General features: G+C 44.5%; 12 protein-coding genes. 8 read left to right on the forward strand and 4 right to left on the reverse strand.

Annotated elements, in window-relative coordinates; genetic code table 11:
* The first annotated feature begins 9 nt into the window (after positions 1-9).
* Genes R8G66_05690 through R8G66_05725 form a run of 8 tightly spaced genes read left to right on the forward strand, consistent with a single transcriptional unit; the run spans position 10 to position 18068 of the window.
* Entirely contained in the window at positions 10-5886 is a 5877-nt protein-coding gene (locus R8G66_05690; GenBank protein MDW3191831.1) for a carboxypeptidase-like regulatory domain-containing protein, read from the forward strand.
* Positions 5886-8714 carry a contractile injection system tape measure protein gene (locus tag R8G66_05695; GenBank protein ID MDW3191832.1) on the forward strand — a complete coding sequence of 943 codons (2829 nt, stop codon included), beginning with the start codon at positions 5886-5888 and terminating at the stop codon, positions 8712-8714. The genes R8G66_05690 and R8G66_05695 overlap by 1 nt, the downstream gene beginning before the upstream one ends.
* On the forward strand, positions 8708-10060 hold the full coding sequence (locus tag R8G66_05700; GenBank protein MDW3191833.1) for an ATP-binding protein: 1353 nt from the start codon (positions 8708-8710) through the stop codon (positions 10058-10060). The genes R8G66_05695 and R8G66_05700 overlap by 7 nt, the downstream gene beginning before the upstream one ends.
* Positions 10061-10071: 11 nt before the next feature.
* The gene (locus tag R8G66_05705) at positions 10072-12192 is read left to right on the forward strand and encodes a DUF4157 domain-containing protein (protein ID MDW3191834.1); all 2121 of its coding nucleotides are present in this window, start codon (positions 10072-10074) and stop codon (positions 12190-12192) included.
* 11 nt (positions 12193-12203) lie between these two features.
* Positions 12204-13019, forward strand: coding sequence for a hypothetical protein (locus R8G66_05710; GenBank protein MDW3191835.1), 816 nt, complete (start codon positions 12204-12206; stop codon positions 13017-13019).
* A gap of 18 nt (positions 13020-13037) precedes the next feature.
* The gene (locus R8G66_05715) at positions 13038-17342 is read left to right on the forward strand and encodes a hypothetical protein (protein MDW3191836.1); all 4305 of its coding nucleotides are present in this window, start codon (positions 13038-13040) and stop codon (positions 17340-17342) included.
* A 20-nt stretch (positions 17343-17362) separates the two neighbouring features.
* Positions 17363-17782 (forward strand): hypothetical protein, encoded by a 420-nt coding sequence (locus tag R8G66_05720; protein MDW3191837.1) that lies wholly within the window; start codon positions 17363-17365, stop codon positions 17780-17782.
* Between the two features lie 55 nt (positions 17783-17837).
* Positions 17838-18068, forward strand: coding sequence for a hypothetical protein (locus R8G66_05725; GenBank protein ID MDW3191838.1), 231 nt, complete (start codon positions 17838-17840; stop codon positions 18066-18068).
* Between the two features lie 12 nt (positions 18069-18080).
* On the opposite strand, the gene R8G66_05730 is transcribed toward R8G66_05725, so the two are convergent.
* The 4 genes from R8G66_05730 to R8G66_05745 all read right to left on the reverse strand — a co-directional run bounded on the left by R8G66_05730 (position 18081) and on the right by R8G66_05745 (position 22452).
* On the reverse strand, positions 18081-19481 hold the full coding sequence (locus R8G66_05730; protein MDW3191839.1) for a hypothetical protein: 1401 nt from the start codon (positions 19479-19481) through the stop codon (positions 18081-18083).
* A 400-nt stretch (positions 19482-19881) separates the two neighbouring features.
* Positions 19882-20382, reverse strand: coding sequence for a YHS domain-containing (seleno)protein (locus R8G66_05735; GenBank protein MDW3191840.1), 501 nt, complete (start codon positions 20380-20382; stop codon positions 19882-19884).
* 317 nt (positions 20383-20699) lie between these two features.
* Positions 20700-21425, reverse strand: coding sequence for a LytTR family DNA-binding domain-containing protein (locus R8G66_05740; GenBank protein MDW3191841.1), 726 nt, complete (start codon positions 21423-21425; stop codon positions 20700-20702).
* On the reverse strand, positions 21406-22452 hold the full coding sequence (locus R8G66_05745) for a histidine kinase (protein ID MDW3191842.1): 1047 nt from the start codon (positions 22450-22452) through the stop codon (positions 21406-21408). Before R8G66_05745 ends, R8G66_05740 begins: the two co-directional genes overlap by 20 nt.
* Between the last annotated feature and the right edge of the window lie 529 nt (positions 22453-22981).

Here is a 22981-nt window from a genome sequence, read left to right on the forward strand (position 1 = left end):
ATTAGTACCATGAGTATCCCAACTATCAACGGCAGCATTATCAGTAACTACCCTGTATTCGAAGGGAGTCAGGTCCTCACTAGCGAGCAATTGAATGGCATGTTCGAATACCTCGATCAACAGAACAGGTTCACTCGTTCAAGGCTCATTGGTATTGGGACCGTGTGCGGGTTACAAATCCGTACGTACAAAAATCAGGTGATTCTATCGGAAGGCATTGGGATCACTTCCGATGGGTTCATTGTGAAAATGCCGGAGTGTACCATGAGCTATCAGCGGGATTACTTCCTCCCCGGTACGGTTGCTTATGAAGCATTCGGAAGCTACGATGACGACAATATTTTCACCCAGGACGATGACATTATTTTATATGAACTCCTCAGTAAAAAGCCTGAAGAGGGTACGCATGAGGACCTGACGTTGAGTTTTCTTGAAGACAAGTATTTGTTGATCTTTTTGGAATGTTTCGATCGAGATCCCCGGTCATGTCTTGGCAAAAACTGCGAGGACCTGGGGAAAGAACGGATCTTTACGACACGTAAACTCGCGGTAAATGAAAGCGGACTTAAAAAGATCTTGACCAAGACCAATGGGCGTATTGAAAATCCATATTATCCCTCTTCAGAACTCCTTCGGGTAGACCTGAAGAAGCCACTATTTGATCCTGACGGTGATGAAAGCAAAGTCAGGAAAAGCTTTGTGATGAACATCAAGGCTAAGCTTTATGAAAGTGGAAAGGAGGATTGTGTGCATCACCTGTTGTTTGGAGAGGGGGACAACACGGGGTTGATTCAGGAGACTTATACCGAATTTCAGCCGTTATTGGAGCCTGCCTATAATTATCAGGATCCATTTGCTAATAACTCCGAATTCAAAAAGGTAAAAAATGCCTTACGTTCCTATTTGGCAGGTGCGACCGGAGACAACCTAAAGGGTGTGCAATATGTCTATGAGTTTTACGAACTGCTGATCGATTCCTATCACACTTTTCTTGATGTAGGGGCCCGGATCGCTCAGGATTGCTGTCCAGATAAAGATTTTTCATTGCACTTGATCCTGGGAAAGATCATGTGGGACGAAAAGAAATCTATGGACGAATGGAACCTCCTGGGGCGTTCGGAATATCGGCAACAATTTTTACAACCCAAGATCCATAATTCTCAATCGGTATTACTCAAAGAACTGAATTCCATTCACCGAAAATTAATCTTATTGGTGGAATCTTTTCAGATCAATGTGATCAAGGAAAAATCAGTGTCTGGAGTAGATGAGACCATCAAAATAACACCACTTGATCTCGAAGCAGGGGCCATCCCACGTTACCTGATCCCTGATCAAAAAGGTTCCGTGCCTGGCATACAAACAACCGACCTGGAAACAGAATGGGATTTTGAAACGACGGTCACGGGTAAAACGCCGATCCGAGTTCGTTCTTATGATCGGAATTGGATCACGCCAAGCAACTTGTTTCCGGCTCAAAATGATTATGTGGGTGCGCCTTTGCATTATCGTACTTACCAAAGTACGTTTCGGACAGAAGCCATTTTCGGAGAAAAGCTGGAAGATGTGGTGAAGGGAGAGGAGGAAATTCGAGATACTTTCCACTTACCTTTTACCATCTTGCCGGTCAAGATCAATCCCAATCCGGACAACATCATTGTGGACCCACGCCATTGGCAGGACTTGCAAACGGCGTATAATGTGTCCAAAGGAGAACTCAATGTCACGTTCAAGAATTTGATTGCGGTCTTGAAAGTGTTCGAAAGAGCAGCGCAGGACATTGATTTTGGTTTGACTACTGTCAATGTTAATAATTTCAAGTTCGAAGCAGATCAAGTCTTATCTGCAATCACTAATGCTGGTGGGTTATTTGAGCAGGCGAATGAGTTGGTTTCAAAATTGCCAGCACGTATCGAGGCACTTTATGATCAGTCTGGACCCGGAAGTCCCTTCTTAGATTACTATACCGCCTATCGAAATTTTCGACGAAACCTGAATCAAAACCTCCTTAGACTTAAATATGCCAGTGAGATCCTGATCCACGAAAAAATAGATGTTCTACAATCAGAGTTATTTCATCAATGGGAAAACTGGATCGATCGGCCGTGTCATGGTATCATGGACTTCATGTCCAATAACGATTTTTTCCAGTTGCATAAGCTGTACTACAGCTTCGTAGCGAGATACCAATTCTTACAGGAAAATCATTATTCCATCCTTTGTAATTTCCTCCGAGTGCACCCAGGGGTCGGTTTTAATGCTATTCGCAATGATGGCACCCACATCCTGATATACGAGGAATCGGAGGAAGATGCGACTCAGAAGGAGGTTTTTGCCAATTTCACTTTGCCCTACCGTTTAGATCCTGATCAGATCGATATCCCTCTGGACGATGAGCTGGAGAAGACCAAACTGCCTCCGTTGGCGAGAGGAGAATCGTTGTTATTAACACAGGGCCAAACCTGGTTGGTTGATAGCACAGCCAATGACCTGGAACCAAACGGGGATTTGCTGAAAATAGATAGCAAAGGATTTATTGATAGTTCGGATCAATTCAAGTCAGGTCGTTCTTTTAGCGGAGGTAAAGTGGTTAGTCATGCAGGCATCAATGCTGTATTGCGCTACGAACCACTCAAAAGTTTTACGGGGCAGGACCACTTCCAATATACCGTAGAAAGTGAAGCGGATGACACGCTACAGGATACGGCCTTTGTCGAGGTATTGGTAGTGTCACCTTATCGCAAGCATATTCAGGCGGTCGATGACCTGGCGGCTACCAACAACCATCATTCCGTTACCATCCGGATTTTGGAGAATGATGTTGAGTATCCGGGGACCAAAGTGATCCTTCCTCCGAAATCGACGTTTGGTGCGCCTTTAAGCTTACTCAGCGATAATCAGGTCCTTTACCAACCCGTGTATGGTCGGGAAGGTAAGGATACCTTCAAGTACACGCTGGAGTATGAGTTCATGACCGACGGAGGTTTGCAGGTCGAGACATCTGAAGCAGAGGTAGAGGTCATCGTCTTTTGCTGCAACCGTATGGAGTTTGAGGTTATTTGTGAGGGGAACACCGGAGAGTTTCTGGTATTGACCGACAGAGAAATCGATGAAAACGCAAGCCTGACACTGATCAATGAAGATGGAGAACCTATGGAATCCATTATCATAAGTGATGGGCATTTTATCGAAGTAAGGGAAAGAGACGGAGTGCATTACCTGTATTATCAGCCAGATATTTACTTCAAAGGCACAGAGACTTTTGTCTATGAAGTCACCGATAGAGAAGGATTCATGCGGCGCGTGAAACTAGAGATTCTGGTGATGCCGTGTACAGAAACTTATTTACGTCGGGTCATTTGTGGTTCCAGAACACGCCTCGATGTTTTGGAAGAAGGGAAGAAGAGTATGCATGTCTACGAGGATCGTAATGACCTGCTGAAAAACCTCAAAACACTCCATGGTGAAGTGTCTGTCCAAGAAGATGGCTCCGGAGAATACCTCAGCTATCTCCCAGATCTGGATTACACCGGTCTCGACATTTTCCAATTTACTTATGAGGATGATCAGGGCATTCGGCATTACCAAACCATGCAGGTCATGGTCGAGTGTTGTGAAAAGGTCCGTATAGAAACGGTCTGCAAAGACACAAGTGGTGTATTCGAGGTTTTGACCGTTGCCATGAAGGACAAGAAATACGTTCTTAAGCTGTACGAAGAGAAGAGAAAGTGGACAGATAGCATAGCTACACAATCAAATGGTGTGGCGGAAGTGAATGCTCAGGGCATCAAGTATCAACCACCAGCCGGCTTCATCGGTTTGGATACTTTTCACTATATCATCTTGAAAGGGGACAGCATGGATGCTGAAGCTGTGGCTTGTGGCAAGTTCCACGTGCTTGTTGATACCAATCGACAAGTAGAGGTGGAGCACACGTTCATGGATAATGCCATTGACCTCAATGTCCTGACCCCTGAGCAGGTTTCAGATGGAGCAACACTGTCGATCAATGTACTGCCTACGGTAAAGGGTGCTACTGCAGAAGTGGCCGAAGGAGACGAAAAGACACCATATATCAAGTATACACCAGCACTACTGTACGCTGGCACGGATAGTTTTGGGTATGTCATAACCACTGGAGAGGTCAGGGTATGTGTGACTTTTTTTGTGATTGTGGATGCCTATGAACGCATAGAAGTCATCAACGTGCTGCAAAACGAACCTAGACGATTCAACCTGTACCGTCCTGATCAGGAGGTCACTGATTTTCAGATCTTCCGAGCACCTGTTTACGGAAAGATCAACTTATTGGAAGACAATGAGATCGAATATGATCCGGAAAAAGATTTTCAGGGCAATGATAAAATGCGGTATCGTGCCATGGTGGACGGGGAAGTCAAACATGGGAAAGTATTCTTTCTTGTTACTTGTGATTGTGATGATACGCCCATCCGGGTAACTGGTACAGTAAGTGATGATACGCCTTTCGTTATCGATATGGATAATGTACGAGTAGAGGAAGAAGGTACTGGTAATTTCGTGCTGACGACTGGTAAAGGGAATTATAGCATTGATGTTCTACCTAATGCCACGTTGCGTTTTAGCAAACCTACCCTGGAAACATTACTTGAATCAGTCTCCAACCGGACAGTAGTGGATGTGGTCATGAGTCGTAAAGTAGTTTCGATCTCCGGGACAGTTAAAAACGTGGAATCATTAAAAGTACTCGAGGGTGTCAGCGTTGCCCCTTTTAGCCGTTCACCGGTGGAGACCAGCAGCCAGGGATTTTACTCGCTTGAAGCATATTCCGGATTCCGTACTGACTATAGCCTAAACAATTTCATTCCACAAAGTCGCATGGTCGGTGATGTAGATGCGATCATTGATGTAGATCTGGTACCAATTGTCTCGAATACGGAGGTAACGGTATCGGGTGCGGTTTTCGAAGACATTGGTGATGGATTCAAGGTGATCGAAGATGCGTCTTATGAGCTTTCAGGTCAGGTGTTCACTACTTCATTAGGTAATTTCAGTTTCACAGTAGAAGTGGGAACTTCGGTTACATTCATGGCGCCTGGATACCGCAACAGGTCTCAGATCACTACCGGATCGGATAGTGCGGCAAGGGTGGTCTTATTTCCTGAAAATGAAGATCCGGATACGAAAGATGGAACGGTAACAGGTCGAGTAACCGATGGAGAAAATACATTGCCTGGGGGCACTGTTGTTATAAAAGGGACAACCATTGGTACGCTCGTCGATCTTGATGGTCAGTTTTCCTTATCTGGTCTGTCTTTAAGTGATACACTCATTGTAAGCCACAATGGCTACATATCTAGAGAGGTGCCTGTTACGGACTTTTCTCAATTCATGGAAATTGTGTTGACTCCTAGGGTGTCTGAGGAGATCAATACCGAAGTGCTATCAGGTAGGATCACTGATCAGGATAACAACCAACCGCTTGCAGGAGTAGTGGTCACCAATGGGGACCGACAGGCCATCACAGATGCCAAAGGAAACTACGAGCTGAGAATTGAAAAAGGTACCCCGGTCTCCTATGAGTTTGATGGTTATATCGCCACGAATTTTGAGGCTCCTACAGGAGGAGACTGGAATCTATCCTTAAAACGCATGGTTGAGGGAGATCAGGAAATAGAAGTGACAGGGGCGATCTTCATCAATAAAGAACCTGCTCCCGGCGAGGTTTCTAGTAAACTGTTGGGAACTAAGTTTAAAACAGATGATCAGGGAAGATATACGATCCAGACACGCGTGGGCGATGTATTGACCTATCGTGTACCACAGACGAAAAACACACAGCAGCGTACGATCACGCTCAGCAGTGGCGTTACTAACATCTCATTTGTTGTCGTAGATCAAGCCTAATGTCAAACCCTAAACACATCATCCGACAACAGGTGCTGGAGCTTTCAATAGTGAATGATCAGGGTGCCAGAGACATTCAGGAAGAAGTCAGTGATGTGTTCAAGTCCAGGGTAATCCCCCGGATGGAGCAATTATTCGACAAGTTGTCAGAAGAGGGGCAGGTATTGAAAATTGATCGGTTAGAAATCAATCTGGGGGACATTGATCAAGTCTACCTCAAAGAGGAGTTACCCTTGCATGTGGAGCGATTGCTTGAGGAAGAAATCACCAAATTACTCTATCACAGGCAAGAAGGAATTCCAGGACAGGTACAGGCTGTCACAGTCGGATGGAGCGATGCCAAACTAGCCGCTTTTCAATATTTACTTCGTACTGGAGTGCATGCCTGGAACAGTACCTTCAAAGCCCAGTCTCTCACGCAATTGTTTGTCGAACTTTCGAAGCATTCCTCTTCCCAAACCAGGGAGATCATGATGCGGGAATTAAGCCATGACTATGTCCGTAAACGCGTCGGATATCAATTCAATATGGCTGATTTCGAGTCTTTAATTTTCTTGCTTTCAACGGCACATGGTGAAGTGGCAATTGCCTTGGTCCAAGGACTTTTGTTGCTTCGAAAGCGGATCTCCGTTTTATCAACTTTTCCAAAGGCCTGGGAACAACAAGTCAGAGAAACGCTGCTGCAAGTCATCATATATCAGGGGAAAGAACCTGCAACTTCCTTAGCATTGGTCCAGCAGGTTGTGGCTAATTTATTGACTTCCTGGGAGGGTCATTTACGGAGATATACAAGAACAATTGAGTCGAATTTGTCTAGCGTTCTGATCCAACAAATACATCAGGCGTTATTGGAGCCGGAAATCAAATCAACTTTCAAACAGGCGCATGATCCATTATTGAAATTCCTGGAACAGCAAGATGCTACGGTATCTAAAGGCTACAAAACCAGGTTGGTTAAGGATGTTGAAACTAAAAGTTCTTTAAAATCAACTTATAAGTCTGATTTACAGGTGGTTATGGGTGGTGATGTTACTCAAAAAAGAGGTGGCTTTATTGATGGTGATCACAAAGAATCTACTGCTTCAAAGTCCGTTGTAGAAGCAGTCCACGAAAGGTCAACTAGTCTTAGATTCGAGAATGATCAAACTGTCCCGGTAGAGGAAAAGCCAGTACGGCATGATCCAGCCAAGGCAGTGAATGAAGAAAAGGAAACTGATCAACGAATAGGTAGAACAAATGATTTTTTTAATCAAACGGAAAAACTTGAATCACATGTCGAATTAACAACGGACCATCATGTGATCGACACGGCCGATTCGGATGAGGAAATATCAGGAGACGAACTTTCCCATGTAGCCACATCACATACGGAAATGGAAAATCGATCACAGGATGTTGTTGCCAGGTCAGATGATGAAAGGTTGGAAAAAGTTCATCGGATCGATGATGATACACAAATTGAAACTGACAAAGGGAGCAAAGGACAAATTCGAAAAGGAACAAAAGAAGTATTGACCGGAGGAGTTCAGAGCGCCGACCATGGTATTGATAAAACTAAGTCCTATACACAATCAGAATCCGAACAATCCCGGTCCACTTTGACGGAATCAACGTCTACTCACAGTCACTCTTCGGCCATTGACAAGATCAGGGCAAATCGTGATCATCATGCTGAAGTTCAAAAGCAAGGTCCAACTGCATCGGAACAAAATAATGTAGAAGATGAGCCGGAAACAACTCAGGAAAAGTCACATGAAAAAGCTCCCTTCATACAAGTACAATCTTCAGTTGATACCAAGGATAATACTATTCCTGATACCAGTGCTCGGGAGCAACAATCACAAGCTGACGGAAGCTCGAAAAATGAAGGAGTGATCATGCCAAATGACAAACGATCAGATCAGGAAGTATCGGATGGATTAGAAACAAGTCCTTCCCAAATGTCGGGGACTCCTCAAACGAAAAGTAATCAGCAGAAAAGTACTCCAGAGGAAATTGAATCTCAAAAACCATTAGGTCGCCCGGAAGATCAAAGTACTTCTGAAACTGTGACTCAGAAAATCACGGATACGAGATATGCCAACTCGTCACATGATCAAAAACCTGTTGACAAAGAAGCTGCTGAGATTGATGACCTGGCTAAAGTTTCCTCTTCAAGCAATCATGATCCTTCGGAAGAACATAAGCATCGATCCCAAAGGGATCAAATAGACCCATCGGACGATGTTGATTCAAATTTGAATGAGAGTGTGCGTCCTATGAATCGGATTGTTCCTCATCCGGAGGATCGGTTTGTGGCACCCCTTTGGCGAAAGCCTCCTGAGATCATTGAAGAAGCTCAGATCGGCAATGCCGGACTTGCGTTGCTTTGGCCGTACCTGCCCATCCTGTTCAAAGGGGTCAATTGGGTAAAAGACGGTGCGTTCGTTTCCGAGGAGTATCAATTCCGTGCCATACATTTTCTACAATACATGGCTACCGGCGCAGTGGCCACGGAAGAACAAGAGTTGGCATTCAATAAGCTATTGGTAGGCATGCAACCGGAGGTACCGGTGCCTTTTGATGTGGCACTTACTGACGAAGAGTTGGAAGAGGCCCAACATCTGTTGCAGACGGTATTAGAAAGTTGGAAAGCACTGAAAAGTAATTCAGTGGATTTATTGCGGCAGACATTCCTGCAAAAGGAAGGTTTGTTGAAAAAAGACATGGCCAGTTGGAAGCTTTTCGTGGAGCGATCTGCTTTTGACATTCTGTTGGACCGATTGCCGTGGAGTTACAGCGTCGTGAAACTGCCCTGGATGGATAACCTGATCAATGTAGAATGGTAACGGAAAAGATCATCGATAATGCCTCCGACCTGGAGAAGGAACTTACCTGGTTCAAGGAGATCCTGAAAACGCGTTCGGCGCTCAATTCGAATAAGGAGACACCCTATAAACAGGTCGAAGAGATTGATCCGCCTTATTTCAATGGCAGTACTTCTGCTTATTCGAAATTTGTCCGCACGCACGAACTCAACTTCGACGAGCGGTTCATCCTGATCCTGGCATTGGTACCTCATATCAAGCCGGAACTGCTGGACGCCTTTTTGGTCAAAAACAACATGACCCAAAAGATCTACACAGAATTTGGAGGGAAGACAGGAAAAGATCATGCCGGATTTTTACCTACCGGGGAGACAGCCATGTTTATCCTGGCAGGGAGAAACCTGGCCAAAAGGTTTTACCTGCAGCGACTCTTTGAGAATGGTCATATTTTCGCGAAAGAAAGTATCCTTTGGCTTGAGGATGTTAATGGAGGAGAACCCTTCCTTAGCGGTGCACTTACCGTCTCTCAAGAATTACTGGACCTGTTTACCACCGGTGAGGTTCGGAAGCCCGTATTCAGTCAACAGTTTCCGGCGCGACTACTCACTACTCCCATGGATTGGGAAGACCTGGTGTTGCCCAATCCCGTTCGTAATCGCATTCTGGAAATAGAGACCTGGTTGCATCATCATGAAGTGCTGATGAATGACTGGGGCATGGACAAAAAACTGAAAGCAGGCTACCGGGCACTGTTTTATGGTCCTCCCGGAACAGGAAAGACGCTTACAGCTTCTCTGATTGGTAAAAAGATCGGAGCGGATGTCTACCAGATAGATTTGTCCAAGGTGGTTTCCAAGTTCATTGGAGAAACGGAAAAGAACCTTTCAAGGGTGTTTGACCGGGCGGAGAATAAGGACTGGATCCTGTTTTTTGATGAAGCGGAAGCCTTGTTCGGAAAGCGAACATCAGTGAATGATGCCCATGACCGATACGCCAATCAGGAAGTGGCCTATCTGCTACAAAGAATCGAGGACTACAATGGATTGGTGATCCTGGCTTCCAACCTCAGGTCGAACCTTGACGATGCATTTACCCGCCGTTTCCAGACCATGGTACATTTCCCTGTTCCTAAACCTGAAGAGCGAATGAAGCTTTGGAAGCAGGGATTTCCGGCAGTAGCAGCACTTGAATCACGCATTGATCTTAGGGACATTTCTAAGAAGTATGAATTGGCCGGTGGATCCATCATCAACATTGTGCAATACTGCTCCTTGATGGCTTTGAAAAGAGAAGATCAGACCATCCGATTGCAGGACATCATCGAAGGAGTCCGACGAGAATTTCATAAAAGTGGCATGACCCTATAACGATTCATCATATGGCAAGAGGTATCATTAGGAGAAAATCAATAGAAACAGTGGTCCAACCAAAACTTAAGGTAGGACAACCTGGAGATAAATATGAGCAGGAAGCCGATGCTATGGCTGATCGGGTTGTGTCCTATACAGCCCCCAATGCAGCAGTTCAGATGGCCCCATCGGACGAAGATTCCGTGGCGATGAAGACGGGAGAAGAAACGGTGAACATGCAAGCAGAGGAAGAACAAGTAGCCATGAGTCGTGAGGATGAAAGCCAGGTTTCCATGAAAGAAGACGTGGAAGTGGACATGATGGCAGATGAAGAACAAGTCGCTGCCAAAGAGGAAGATAAAGTGGAAATGAAGGAGGATGAGGTATCAATGAAAGAGGATCCGGAGGAGGATTCAGCACAGGTTTCGCTCAAAGAAAAAGATGATGTCTCCATGAAAAAAGAGGATGACGTCTCGATGAAGGAAGACGAGAAGGTGGATATGATGACGGACGAGGAGCAGGTCGCCACAAAGGAAGATGATGAAATGGCCATGAAAGAAGATGAGGACGTTTCAATGAAGGAAGAGGAAGGAGTGGATATGACGAAGGATGAAGAAATGCAGATGAAATGTGCTTCCTGTGAAAATGAAAAAGCAAGAATGAAACCAGCCATTCAAACCAGTACAGGAGGGGCACGACATGCCGCTTCGGATGTTGCCCAGCGAATTTCTCAAACTCGGGGAGGAGGTATGGCCATGAGCCAACAAACAACCCAGGAGATGGGGCAGAAAATGGGTGCGGATTTTAGTTCTGTTCGGATTCATAAAGATGAGCAGGCAGCACAATTGAACAGTGATCTCGGTTCCAAAGCCTTTGCGGTAGGCAAGGATGTTTACTTTAATCAGGGAGAATATAACCCCGGAACCAAAAAAGGTAAGCACTTACTGGCACACGAGTTGACGCATACTATGCAGCAAGGAGCCGTCCGGAATACAGCACCGGCAACAACTGGAGCACCTGGATTACAACAGGCGGAAGACCTGGCTTCATCAAGGTTTTCCGGTAACCGATACCTGGAAACAGTCTTTGATGGAAGGTCTTCATTTAGTCAAAAAAGAAACAAGAAGGGCCGCCATGTTCGATTGGTACAGCAAGCTTTATTGGCTCAAGGATATTCACTGCCCGTTCATGGAGCGGATAGTGATTTCGGACAAGAAACCGAAGAGGCGGTACGGGCTTTTCAGATCGATCATGGCACTGCTATCGATGGAGTGGTTGGAAAGAATACCTTACGATTATTGGATATGGATATATCTGGCGGAACTGTTTCTACTGGTCCCGCTCCAACTCCGGTTCCCGCTACGGCGGCTTTTTCGGAAGCAGCCAACGAAACTTTTGCAGGATATGACGCTTCCGCAGCGCCGAATTGGTTAGTCGTTCCGGTTAATGGAAGACGGAGGGCAGATGTAGCTATCACTCCTGCTGGTACCGTGCCGACTTACGTGAGTGATACGCCAGGAGTAGCTACTGTTCATACAACCGATGATGGAATCGTCGTAACGGGTGTTGGAGTAGGTACCGCGAATATTACCGCCAGGAACGGACCTACGATCCTGGCAACACTACGCGTATCCGTAAAAGCTCAAATTGATAGGAGTGTGGCTTTTCACTATGTTTCAGATTCAAGAGCCGCGGCGGCAGGAGGTCCTCATAGCTCCAACGGTGCGCCTTCAGGTGATGAGATGAGATCGCTACTCAATCGTGTATGGCACAGGCAGGCCAATATTCGTTTCACCGATGCGGGTTTCCATAATGTCGTGGTGCCTGGAGATCTGGGCGCAGCAGTGGAGTGGCAAACTGCACTGGGAGGTGGTGAGTGGCATACCGTTACTGCAACGGGAACCGGAGCTGATTACAACGTTTTCCGAGTTTGGGATTACCTGCAAGACGGAAGAGGTACCAATGGTGGAGCTAATCTCGGCAATAATACCATGATCGCTGATGCGACTTGTGGCGACGGCTGGGGACTGCCACATGAAGCCGGGCATTATTTAGGATTAGGACATGGGACAGCCTTCATTATGACCCCTTGTGGAGCCCGTGCGGACCAGCGAGTAAGTAAGGCGCAAGTAGATACAGTCAACCCTTAAAGCTATTTGGAATGGAACAGTTAATGGTAGAAAATATAGCAACCGTAAAATGGGAGCGATATGCGTCTCATCGTGAGAAAACCTCACAGCTGATCACAGCACTGATCAGGCCGGAGCCTGTAAAATCAATGGCTATTTTAGGTGCCGGGTCCGGCCTGGACCTGGAGTTGGCACAATGGCAATCGTTACTTGATCAGATCACACTTATTGATATCAATGGTCAATTATTGGATGATGCTTCCGCTGTGCATCCGCTGGTTGATTTTTCCAAAGTAGAGCAGCTGGGAGCCATCGACTTTACTGGCTTATATGATCGCCTCGACCAGCCTGGAACAATGAATGATTGGGTGGCCGCTGCTGCAAAACCCACAAAGATTACCGACCGGACTTTTGATCTGGTTGTTTCTGATGCTGTATTTTCAGAAATGATCAACATGATCCATCCTTCAATTCCCGAAGGAGATCTAAGTATGTTGATACGGACACTTCGTAAAAAGCACTTGAATGATTTGTTGTCCCTACTGAACCCCGGAGGAGTCCTGGTGTTCATAACTGACCTGGTTTCTACGGCTTCCGCACCCGATTTACTTCAGTGGCCTGAAGATCAATTGAACTTGATGATGGAAAAATTATTGATTGACCAAAATTTCTTTGCAGGCTGCAATCCCTATGCCATCGTCAATGATTGCGAAAATGATACTGCCCTTATTGAAAACATATCCAGGATTGAACTCACAAAGCCCTGGTTATGGCGGGTTCACGATCATCAGTTGAACCTGGTTTATGCCCTGGTAATGCACAAGAATCCTATTGAAGAAACCTCTTAGATAAAGTAAATACGTCATATGCCCATAGCAGCCGAACCGACCGTAGCGCCTCAGCATTCACCTCATGGTGAGCAGGATTCGGCTGTGATTTCTCCGGAGATAGATATCCAGGGAGAGCCCTTTCAAGAGACCCAGACAACAACTACCGAACAAACCTCAACTACACCTACAACTGCTACGATTGAACCCGTTGTTGCATCGCCTATGGAAGTGGCTCCAATGGTGGCAGGTCCAGCGGCCGTTGCACCCATGGAGGGAAACCTGACAACAGAAGATGAAGCAGGTGTCGCAGCAGAACAGGAAGCACCGGCACAGGAATTTTCGTCCGGTGACAGTAGCGCGCCTCCTTCAGACGCGGATGCTCCGCCAAGTGCCCCTTCTGATGTCGGTGGATCAGGTGGTGGAGACGCAGGAGCCTCAGATGGGGATACAGAACCAACAGCAGAGGCTGAACAAACTAAATCAGAGGAAGAAGAGCAGGAAGGAAAAGAAGAAACAGGTGCAGCAGGTGACGCACCGGAGGGACCTGTTCATACCACGCCACGTACCCCGGAGGAAGATCCAAATTTCCAGGCTGCCGTCGCTCGAAAGGACGATACAGTTACGGAACAACAAACACATGAAGAACCTGCTGCCGCAGCTGGGGCCGCACAAGCTTCTTCCACTTCTCCTGCGAATGAACGAGAAAGTATGGCGGAAGCCGGGCAGGTAAATGAGATGGATCAGGAAGAACCTGGTGTGTTTGATGCTGCATCCTTCAAAGCCATGCTGATGGAGGCCATTGCTGCCATACTTCCTAAGAACAATGATGAGGCGGATAAGTTTGCCGATAGTGGTAAGGTAGACAAGGTGAAGAATAAGGCCACTAGTCAAGTGGAGTCTGAGAAGGAGAGTGCGGCTGGAGACATTGAGCAGAAGACCCAGGAAGAACCAGACACCAACAGCGTTCCCGAGCGCCAGGTACAGCCGCTTGCCCCCCAAGATCCGGGACCAGCACCAGTAGATATTGCCGCTGGTAGTGCCATGCCTCCGACCAGGGGAGCGGCAGAAGTGAATGCCCCACTTGACCAAAACGTCGATGAGGTTGAGCAAGCAAAGGCAGATGCGGAAGTAACGGATGAACAACTGCTCAGGGGAAATGAACCTTCTTTTACTGATGCAGTAAATAAGTCGGACGAAGCGAAGCAGCATGCACATGAGGCCCCGGTTCAATTCCGACAGCAAGAGCAGGAAACCCTGGCCAGTAGCGAGGCAGGCGCTCAGGCAGCAGGTGAATCACAGCTGACTGCTATGCATCACGACCGTACCGGAGTAATGGCGCAGGTGTCAGCCGATCAGCAGAATACGGCCACCAGTGATACTTCTGTGCGCCAGAAGGTAGCAGATCACATCAATGGCATTTATGAACAAACCAAAACAGATGTAGAAGACATCCTTACCACGCTCGATACTTCGGTTGAAACCATGTTTGACAAAGCCGCGGATAAGGCTACCAATGCTTTTGAGAACCTGGTAGATCGCCGCATGTCTGCTTACAAGTCCCGGCGTTACTCTGGTTTGATAGGGAAAGGTCGATGGGTCAAAGACTTATTCGCCGGACTTCCTGATGAAGCGAATCGTTTCTTTACGGAAGGAAGAAACCTCTATCTGGAGATCATGGATGGAGAGTTGACCCTCATCGCTGAACATGTGGCCAAAGAATTGACAGCTGCCAAGACCCGCATCCAGAAAGGGAAGCAGGATATTCAGGATTATGTGGTGAGCTTGCCTAAGAACCTTCAGCAGGAAGGGAAAGAGGCAGCTGATGCGATCAATAGTAAGTTCGATGAGTTGAAAGAGAGTGTGATCGCCAAAGGAGAAGAACTGGTAGATACGATCGCCGGCATGTACCAGGAAAGCCTGGAGGCCGTCGATGCTCGCATTGAAGAAATGAAGGCAGCGAACAGGGGCTTGATCGATATGGCCCTTGGAGCACTGATTGGGGTTATTGAGACCATATTGAAGATCAAGAACTTGTTGTTCGAACTGCTGGCAGCAGCACTGGAAGTGATAGGGACCATTATTTCTGATCCAATTGGCTTCCTCAGCAACCTGATTGAGGGCGTCAAGCAGGGCATTAACAACTTCTTTTCCAACATCCTCAATAATGTGATGACGGGCCTCATTGAATGGCTTACCGGCTCACTAGGGAATGTAGGGATCACCATGCCCGACAACCTGTTCAGTCTTAGTGGCATCTTTGATCTGGTCACGCAGATCCTGGGGCTCACCTGGGATTACTTCCGGGACAAAGCCGTGAAAATGTTAGGTGAGCCTCTGGTCTCGGCTATGGAGACAGGTTTTGAACTGTTCCAGATTATCCGGAAAGATGGAGTGGCTGGACTTTGGGAGCACATCAAAGAGCAGTTTACCGACCTGAAAGAGATGGTCATGGATGCCATTCGTGACATGATTGTGACCAAGGTTATTGAAGCAGGGATCAAATGGATATTAGGGCTGTTGAATCCGGCAGGTGCTTTCATCAAAGCCGCAATGCTGATCATCGATGTGGTGAAGTTCTTTGTTGAGCGAGCGGCTCAGATCTTTGAATTGGTTCAAGCTTTTATCGAAGGGATCAAAGCAGTCGCCAGTGGCAATGTTAGTGCGGTAGCTAAGGCCATTGAGAAGGCCCTGGTCAAAGCTATTCCGGTGCTGATAGGATTCCTGGCAGCATTAGTCGGGGTGACTGGTCTTACCAGCAAAGTGCAGAAGATCATCAAGAAAGTCCGGAAACGCATCGATAAAGCGATCAATAAGATCATTAAGAAGGCGAAGCGGGCTTTCAAGAACTTGGTGAAGAAAGGGAAGAAGAAGGTGAAGGGAGCGGTTCAGCGTCTGTTGAATTGGTGGAAGAAAGACAAGAAGTTCAAAGATAAAAAGGGAAAAGATCATCGACTTTATTTCAAAGGCAAAGGGAAAAAAGCAAAACTTTATGTGAGGAGTAAGGAAAAGCCTTTGGAAGATAAAATAAAGGCATTAAAGAAAGATCCGGATCCGGTAAAGAGTGGAGTGGCAACGACACTTGAAATTAAATACAATAGCTTAATAAGTGAGATACAGACGAAATCTGAAAGAGACCTAACAGAAGCAGAACAAAAAGCCTTTCAAACTAAGATTGCGAAAGGGTTGCAGGAAATAAGCGAAGACCTAAAGAAAGTGATGGATGATGAATCTGAGTTGCCACCTTCTGCAGTTACCTATCAAAAAGATGGACAAAAGGCAGGAAGTGTAACTGCCTGGCCATTGACGAATAAGCCCGGTAATACCAAGGGTACTAAACCAGGTGAAGAACCTCCAGGATGGGATCATGTAAGGTCTTTTGATGAAGTCAAAGATGAAAAAGCCAGTAAGAAGAGAGGTAAGACTATTTACACCATCCCCAACTGGGTTCGTTTTCATATCCTAAATCAAAAACTACATGGTCCAGGTGTTAAATGGAATTTAATTCCAACATCACAGAAGGACAATATAAATTATGAGAATAAAGTAGAAGATCCAGTAAAGAAAGCTCTAAAAGCTGAACCGGAAGGAATTTTCTATTTCAAGGCCAATGTTGCTTATAGGGAACCGAAAGAAGGAGCACCCTATTATCCAAATTTCCCCGATAAAGTGCATGTAGAAGCTGGATCTTTGAATGAAAATGATCGTAAAGAAGGCACCTACACCGAAGGTTCGAGTATTGTTAAAAAAGACTTTGACATTGAAATACCTCCTAAACCACCTAGGAATCGAGATAGTCCGCTGCCACTAATTATAATGGAAAGTGGTCGGGACCAATTGAGGACACATACAAAGTTTAAATCAGAAGCTTATTACATTGTTGCGGCACCAGCATCAATCAACACAGTATTGGGATTCAAAAATTATTTTTTAAGGAGCAAAGGCCGATTAAGTTTCGATACCACAATTTCTTATTTACGAAAAGTAGCCGATAGTCTGGGTGATGTGAAATCTAAAGAGGATGGGACTACAATCATTAGAAAAGTTAGCTTCTTTGAGGAAGGTGAGAATGAATCTCTGATGAGAGGGAAAATAAATCAAGTTGTCAGATCTATGGAACGATTTGACGAACAATATAGCTATGATAAATATTTAGCTTTACGAGACGAAGTGATGGAGAACAAAGGGCTTAATAAAGGGCAGATTCGAACTCAATTAGCTGCAGCGATGACTTCAGCAGGTATTCCTTTGACAGCTAATGGTATACGTGATTGGTATAGATCGAATCCAAGCCCTTATCACATGAAAGTTGTATTCCAGAAACTCAGAGAAATGAAAAGATAAAATCTGTTATTGAAAGCGAAATGAACATAGATGATTTTTTTGCTGGAATTACTGATTCCCGACTATTGGATTTACTCCTGGACTTTTTCACTCAAGAAACGGACAATGATGGGAGCGTTGCAAAGTCAAATTACACCGAATTACTGTATAGTACTGGTGTTTTGTCAATTTGTCTTGATCAAATCCATGAGAGAGGGATAATGGCTTTTCGCTCAAGTGAGCGGTATAATACAAACTTCTTGGAGGCCATAGAATTCTTTCAACCTGGATACGCAGAGAAAGTAAAGTTGATCTTGGCAGATGATCAATATACTGAAGAAGAATTGGATGATGTGATGGTTAATTACCTGGATGTATTTCAATCCGAAATGTTGTCGCAGGTAAGATCAAAAAGAAAAGAATTTGTACCCTATCTAGATCGTATGATCCTACTTTTATAAAGTTTTCAATTCTAAAGATGGTTGCACAACATCAGGTGATAAATGCGAAGAACTCATGAACCCCCACATCAATAATTACCTCGAGCTGCTCTGGTATCAGTTTGAATACGACATTTACATGCTGAGCCAGCCCTGGATGTACTATTGGCTGTTGATACCAGCGATAGGTTACCTCATCTTCTTTTTCTTCAAGTGGGTGGTACTCACCACGCCGATCTGGTTGCCACCTACAATCGTGGCGCAGGTATTCAGAGGAGGGAAGCGTGACAAACATTCGTCGAATTGAATATCCTGATCTTTACGCTCCCATGAGCCACCGATGCACCGGTACCAATTCTGACCCTAACGAGTTCCAGTAAAAATCACTGTTTTTATCACTGAGCTTATTCAGGAATCCGTTTTTACTATGCTCCTTCAAGCATACTTTTTGGTAGTTACATCGCTTTAACTCCGTAAATACTTTATAGATCAGGGTGAATCTTTCCGATAACTGTTCGCAGGCATGATACTTCACCAGCTTTCGGAAACTGTCGAGCTTGTAATCAAACCAGTCATAATCCTCCGTTTCCACGAGATTTTGAAGTTCAAGCATACGCCCATTCAGGACAACCTCTATCGGAGATTTTGATAGCCGGAAAAATTGATTTAATGACTTCAATGATCCGCGGAAATTCATCTCCCGAAACAATAAATAGGCCTGAAAAAGCGGGATTTCATTGGGAGTATCCTTCAGACTTTGTGCCATCGCATTGCAGGTTTTGAGGGTGGCTTTGGCTTTCTCTTGTTCTCTACAATGAAAATAACCTTTGAAAATATGGGTCAGCGCTTCCAGCTTATTTTCCTCAAATGGCTTGAATAGTTCAGACGACTGCCTGCCATAATAGATCACTTCGTCAAATTGTTCCAGACCTAGCTTCACTTTAGAAAGACTGAGATAGAATCGGGCTTTTTGGCTTGAAGACAGGAGATGACCATTCTTACGTACATTGTGTAGTGTACTTTCTGCTACTTCCTGGGCTTTATAATACTGTCCGGTCCTTAGAAATCCCTCCAACTGCTGTTGCGCCAGGAGGAAACTGAGACGGATTGAAGCATTGCTGTCCTTCCTTTTATCAGGAATTTCCTTAGACTCAATGATTGTATGGCAGTGCGGAGATTGCAGATTAAGTCGCATGAGTTGGTAGAAATCATCGACATGCTCCGCAAAGTTCTGTTCTGCATCTGCCAATTCCTCCGAATATTGACTGATGGAATAGGTCTTAAAGACTGAATGTGCCAGGGCCTCTACTTCAAAAGCCTCATGATCCCGAGCTAGTTTAAAAGCTTTTTTTAGCACATCAACCGCTTCATCTGTCAATCCCCGGTTGAGCAGCATTTTCCCATAGAGGACATACTTCAAGGCCTGCGCTTCCGCATCGACAAAGTTCTTGGGACTTTTTCCGGTGGCCGTTTCCCGACTAAGCAGGATGTTGAGGATATCTTCCTTGAGGCGCTTTTTCAACTGACTAAATGCAGCACAAGGCCTGGAGTTGTACAGTTTTTTAGCGGCCAGCCGATCATCATTGATGTCTTTCCAGCGCACCATATTGAACAGCTTGAGCCTTTTGGAAGACCCATTGTTGTTCAGGGAATAGTACCTGATCACAGATTCCGATTCTTCGTCCGTGACCGCATGTATCAGACGGCTTAGATCTTTCATAGCGGACGAGGCTTACGATGGAATCTGAAATAAGTGCTTCGATAAGTTTATTAAGACTTGACTAAAGGGACGGGGGCTGAGTAACGATCGAACAGATCGATGAAATGGAGTAGGCATGGCGGATTCTAAATGGCGGTTAATAATGCTTTATAAATTTACAAAAAATAATAGAGAACGTAAAGCATTACTAAGTACAAAATATTGAAGGATCTTATGTAAGTGGGTAAATCTGAATCATATTTTTAGAATTTACGGAGTGCCTCCCCAATCAAAAGACTATGCAGAGCGTATTTGACGTTGGATATTGATAAGGAAGCCATGGAACTGTTGGGGGAATTGATTAAAACCAAATTATGCAGATCGAGGCCTAGAAAAAGATAAGATAATCACGACCAAATAGTTACCAAACCCGGCTGAGTACCTCCCATTTGGCGTCTGCTTTGTCGGCCATTTTCTTCTCATTGTGCTTTTCCCATTCTTTCAAAGAATCAAAATCTTCTTTGAGTAGAAACAAGTACAATTCCCCGTCGATCATCTTAAAATTTTTCGGATTGATATCCAAACGCTTGCCAATTGAAACGCCATAGGCGCAGTATCCCCCGTATTTGGGTAAGTACTTTTCCGGAGCATCTGTGAATAACGCCAGCTCTTCCGGATTCTGGAATTGATAGTTGATGCCATTGTGTTCATGACTGTACCTGCTGCTCCCTTTGATTGGTTTTTGATCTCTGTGATAAGCGACTACACTATAGCCCTTTACAGCGACGTGTTCTTCATCTACATTGTATTCCATCCTGACTTCATCTACAGGGTCAGGGCCAATAAAAGAGGCAGTCGTCATGGCCAAAACCATGATGAGTAAGCCTGGAAAAAGGGCGGATAATATTCTTTTCGTTTTCATTTGTTCTATAACTGAAGTCGATGTTGATAACTGGTTTTTATCACTGGTCAAAGAATGAAACAGATTTCCAGAAGATCAAAAGTTTCTGGTGGCATAGGTTTCATCATCAACCAGGTACCTAGCATACGAGGGGATTTGACCGACTGTTTAATCCAAATCACGCTTTGCCAATTGCTTGACATTTGGTGATTATAGGTGAACTATTTGGTAGCTCTCGTATTCCAATTCAATTAGCATAACGACACCTTTTTTCATTGGAATGAAATGAAATTCAGAATACAGAAAGAAAGAGCTGAAAAAATGCTTTTCTTAATCGATTACTTCTTCAGGATCTTGTTATCGATGGAATGAAAAAAGTCCTCCCGGTAACTTAATCCGATGGGTATCCTTTTGTCATTATCAAGAACTACTTCATTGCCTTCGATACCTTTGATCATTTTTAAATTCAGGATATAAGACCGATGGATTCTGGCAAAGTAGCTGCCAGGTAACTTCTTCTCCATATCGGAGAGGTTGTATAAAACGGGGATTTTTCGGTTCTGATAAGAAATGGATAAGTAGTTTCTCAATCCTTCTACGAATTCTATGTCCCTGAAATTTAATTTCAGCATTTTGCCCTTAACCCCGGTTTTAACAATAAAGTAATCTTCCTCTGTATCGGATTCTTTCTTACTGATGCCGTACAAGTTATCCACCTTGTTCAGGGACTTTAAAAAACGGGTATAGGTAATGGGCTTCATCATGTAGTCCACCACATTATATTCATAGCTTTGAACTGCGTATTCTGAGTAGGCAGTGGTCAACATCACATATGGCTGCTTTTCCAGCGAGAGCTGATTCAGTAATTTCAATACTTCGATGCCGGTCATCTCGGGCATTTCAATATCCAGGAACATTATATCTACTTGATTGGATCTAAGGAAGGCAAGTCCTTCGGAAGCTACCGTTGTAGCGAATGCCAGTTCCAGATGGGGGGTCCGTTCGATATGACCTGAGATGATATCGATCGCGTGTTTTTCGTCATCAATTATAAGACATTGCATAAGACTTTTCTTTAATGCTCAATGTGTAGTGATACATGGTCTCGTCTTCCTCTATGATTTGCTCGAAATCATCTCCATACGCCAAGGCAAGGCGCTTTCTTACATTTTCATTGCCAATGCCGTGAGAGACAATTCCGGGCTCATGGCTGTTATTCTTTTTGTGATTGCTTAATTTAAAGATAATGGATTTATGGTCAAGGATCAGCTTGAAATTGGCAGGATGATCCGGGTCATTGATCTTACCGTGCTTGAAGACGTTTTCTACCAGCGAAATGAGGATTAGAGGAATGATCTTCTTGCCAAAGATGTCTCCTTCCACCTGAAAGTTGACATAGATTTCATTATCGAACCTCATCCTGTTGAGCTCAATAAAATTTTCGATGTGATCGATTTCATCTGACAACAGTACTCTTTCTCCGGGGTTTGTTTTCTTCAGGGAATAGCGCATGATCTCAGAAAGCAACTCAATGGCCTGTGATAATTCATCCGAAACCCGAGATGCCCTACTATACATGTAGCTGAGTACGTTGAACAAAAAATGAGGGTTAAATTGTGTAAGCAAGAAAGAGGCCTCCGCTCTGATCAGTGATTTTTCAAGCTGTGCCCGTTGCTTGATACTTTGAATGCTTTGCTTAAAAACGAAGTAACCGATAGCTAGAAACGTGATCTCTGAATAATAAAGAAGCTGGGCGGATAAGTATTGCTGAATCGTCCATGGGGGCTTTTGAAAATCCGCATCAATCCAATACAACAAGTGGTAAACCGTAAAGTAGCGATAACCAAAAAAAGCGACCATCAGCAGTAGAAACGAGGCAATCAGTTTGAAGTAATTGACTTTCCAATACCGTGGCAATATATAAAAGGAAATGGAGTAGAAGTAAACGATAAAAATGGCGTAGTACAAGATTGGGGAAAGGATATACAGCGTAATACTCGGTCCCCTAAACCGGACATTCAAGGTGAGTATTCCGATCCAGATGATCCAGCCGAGTAGATGAAATTTCCTTTCTTCTTTTTCAATCTTCATGGTATAGATCAGATAGCAATGTGCTCTTCAATTGCGTATAAAATTAACCAACTGGCGTCTCTCATTAGAACTGTTTATACCTATTTAGTATACATAGGGATATTTCAAGGACAGACAATGGAATGATAATGACGAATATGTTTTTGAAAGAGGTGAGTTCGTTTTTGATTGAATGATCAAAGATGAACTGTTCATGAAGCAGACCTTTATGGGATACTCACTGTTTTTTAGAATTTGTAACAGTATGGTAATCAGTCTTTAGGCTTTTGATTGATCTTTTTGTGATAAATATAGCCTAAAACGAAAATTGGTACATATAATAATGCTATTCGTGTATTTTTTTTGCAATCATCAGAGCTTATTCGATAGGTTCGGTCTCAAGTTTCATATTTTAATATTTTTATTATGACCTCATCTAAAAACCTTAAACTAAAAAGAAAGACTGTTACCAAACTACGCAAAAGCTCCATCAGAAATTCGAAAGCTTCCAGTGTGATTTGCACAACGGATCCGACTACAACACTCACAG

It is taken from the genome of Cytophagales bacterium, from assembly GCA_033344775.1.
Taxonomy (GTDB): domain Bacteria; phylum Bacteroidota; class Bacteroidia; order Cytophagales; family Cyclobacteriaceae; genus JAWPMT01.

Bases quoted from the DNA above. Each gene is read 5' to 3' on its own strand.
- R8G66_05740 (MDW3191841.1), bottom strand. From the start codon at position 21,425: ATGCAATGTCTTATAATTGATGACGAAAAACACGCGATCGATATCATC.
- R8G66_05745 (MDW3191842.1), bottom strand. From the start codon at position 22,452: ATGAAGATTGAAAAAGAAGAAAGGAAATTTCATCTACTCGGCTGGATC.
- R8G66_05720 (MDW3191837.1), top strand. From the start codon at position 17,363: ATGAACATAGATGATTTTTTTGCTGGAATTACTGATTCCCGACTATTG.
- R8G66_05700 (MDW3191833.1), top strand. From the start codon at position 8,708: ATGGTAACGGAAAAGATCATCGATAATGCCTCCGACCTGGAGAAGGAA.
- R8G66_05710 (MDW3191835.1), top strand. From the start codon at position 12,204: ATGGAACAGTTAATGGTAGAAAATATAGCAACCGTAAAATGGGAGCGA.
- R8G66_05715 (MDW3191836.1), top strand. From the start codon at position 13,038: ATGCCCATAGCAGCCGAACCGACCGTAGCGCCTCAGCATTCACCTCAT.
- R8G66_05725 (MDW3191838.1), top strand. From the start codon at position 17,838: ATGAACCCCCACATCAATAATTACCTCGAGCTGCTCTGGTATCAGTTT.
- R8G66_05705 (MDW3191834.1), top strand. From the start codon at position 10,072: ATGGCAAGAGGTATCATTAGGAGAAAATCAATAGAAACAGTGGTCCAA.
- R8G66_05730 (MDW3191839.1), bottom strand. From the start codon at position 19,481: ATGAAAGATCTAAGCCGTCTGATACATGCGGTCACGGACGAAGAATCG.
- R8G66_05735 (MDW3191840.1), bottom strand. From the start codon at position 20,382: ATGAAAACGAAAAGAATATTATCCGCCCTTTTTCCAGGCTTACTCATC.
- R8G66_05690 (MDW3191831.1), top strand. From the start codon at position 10: ATGAGTATCCCAACTATCAACGGCAGCATTATCAGTAACTACCCTGTA.
- R8G66_05695 (MDW3191832.1), top strand. From the start codon at position 5,886: ATGTCAAACCCTAAACACATCATCCGACAACAGGTGCTGGAGCTTTCA.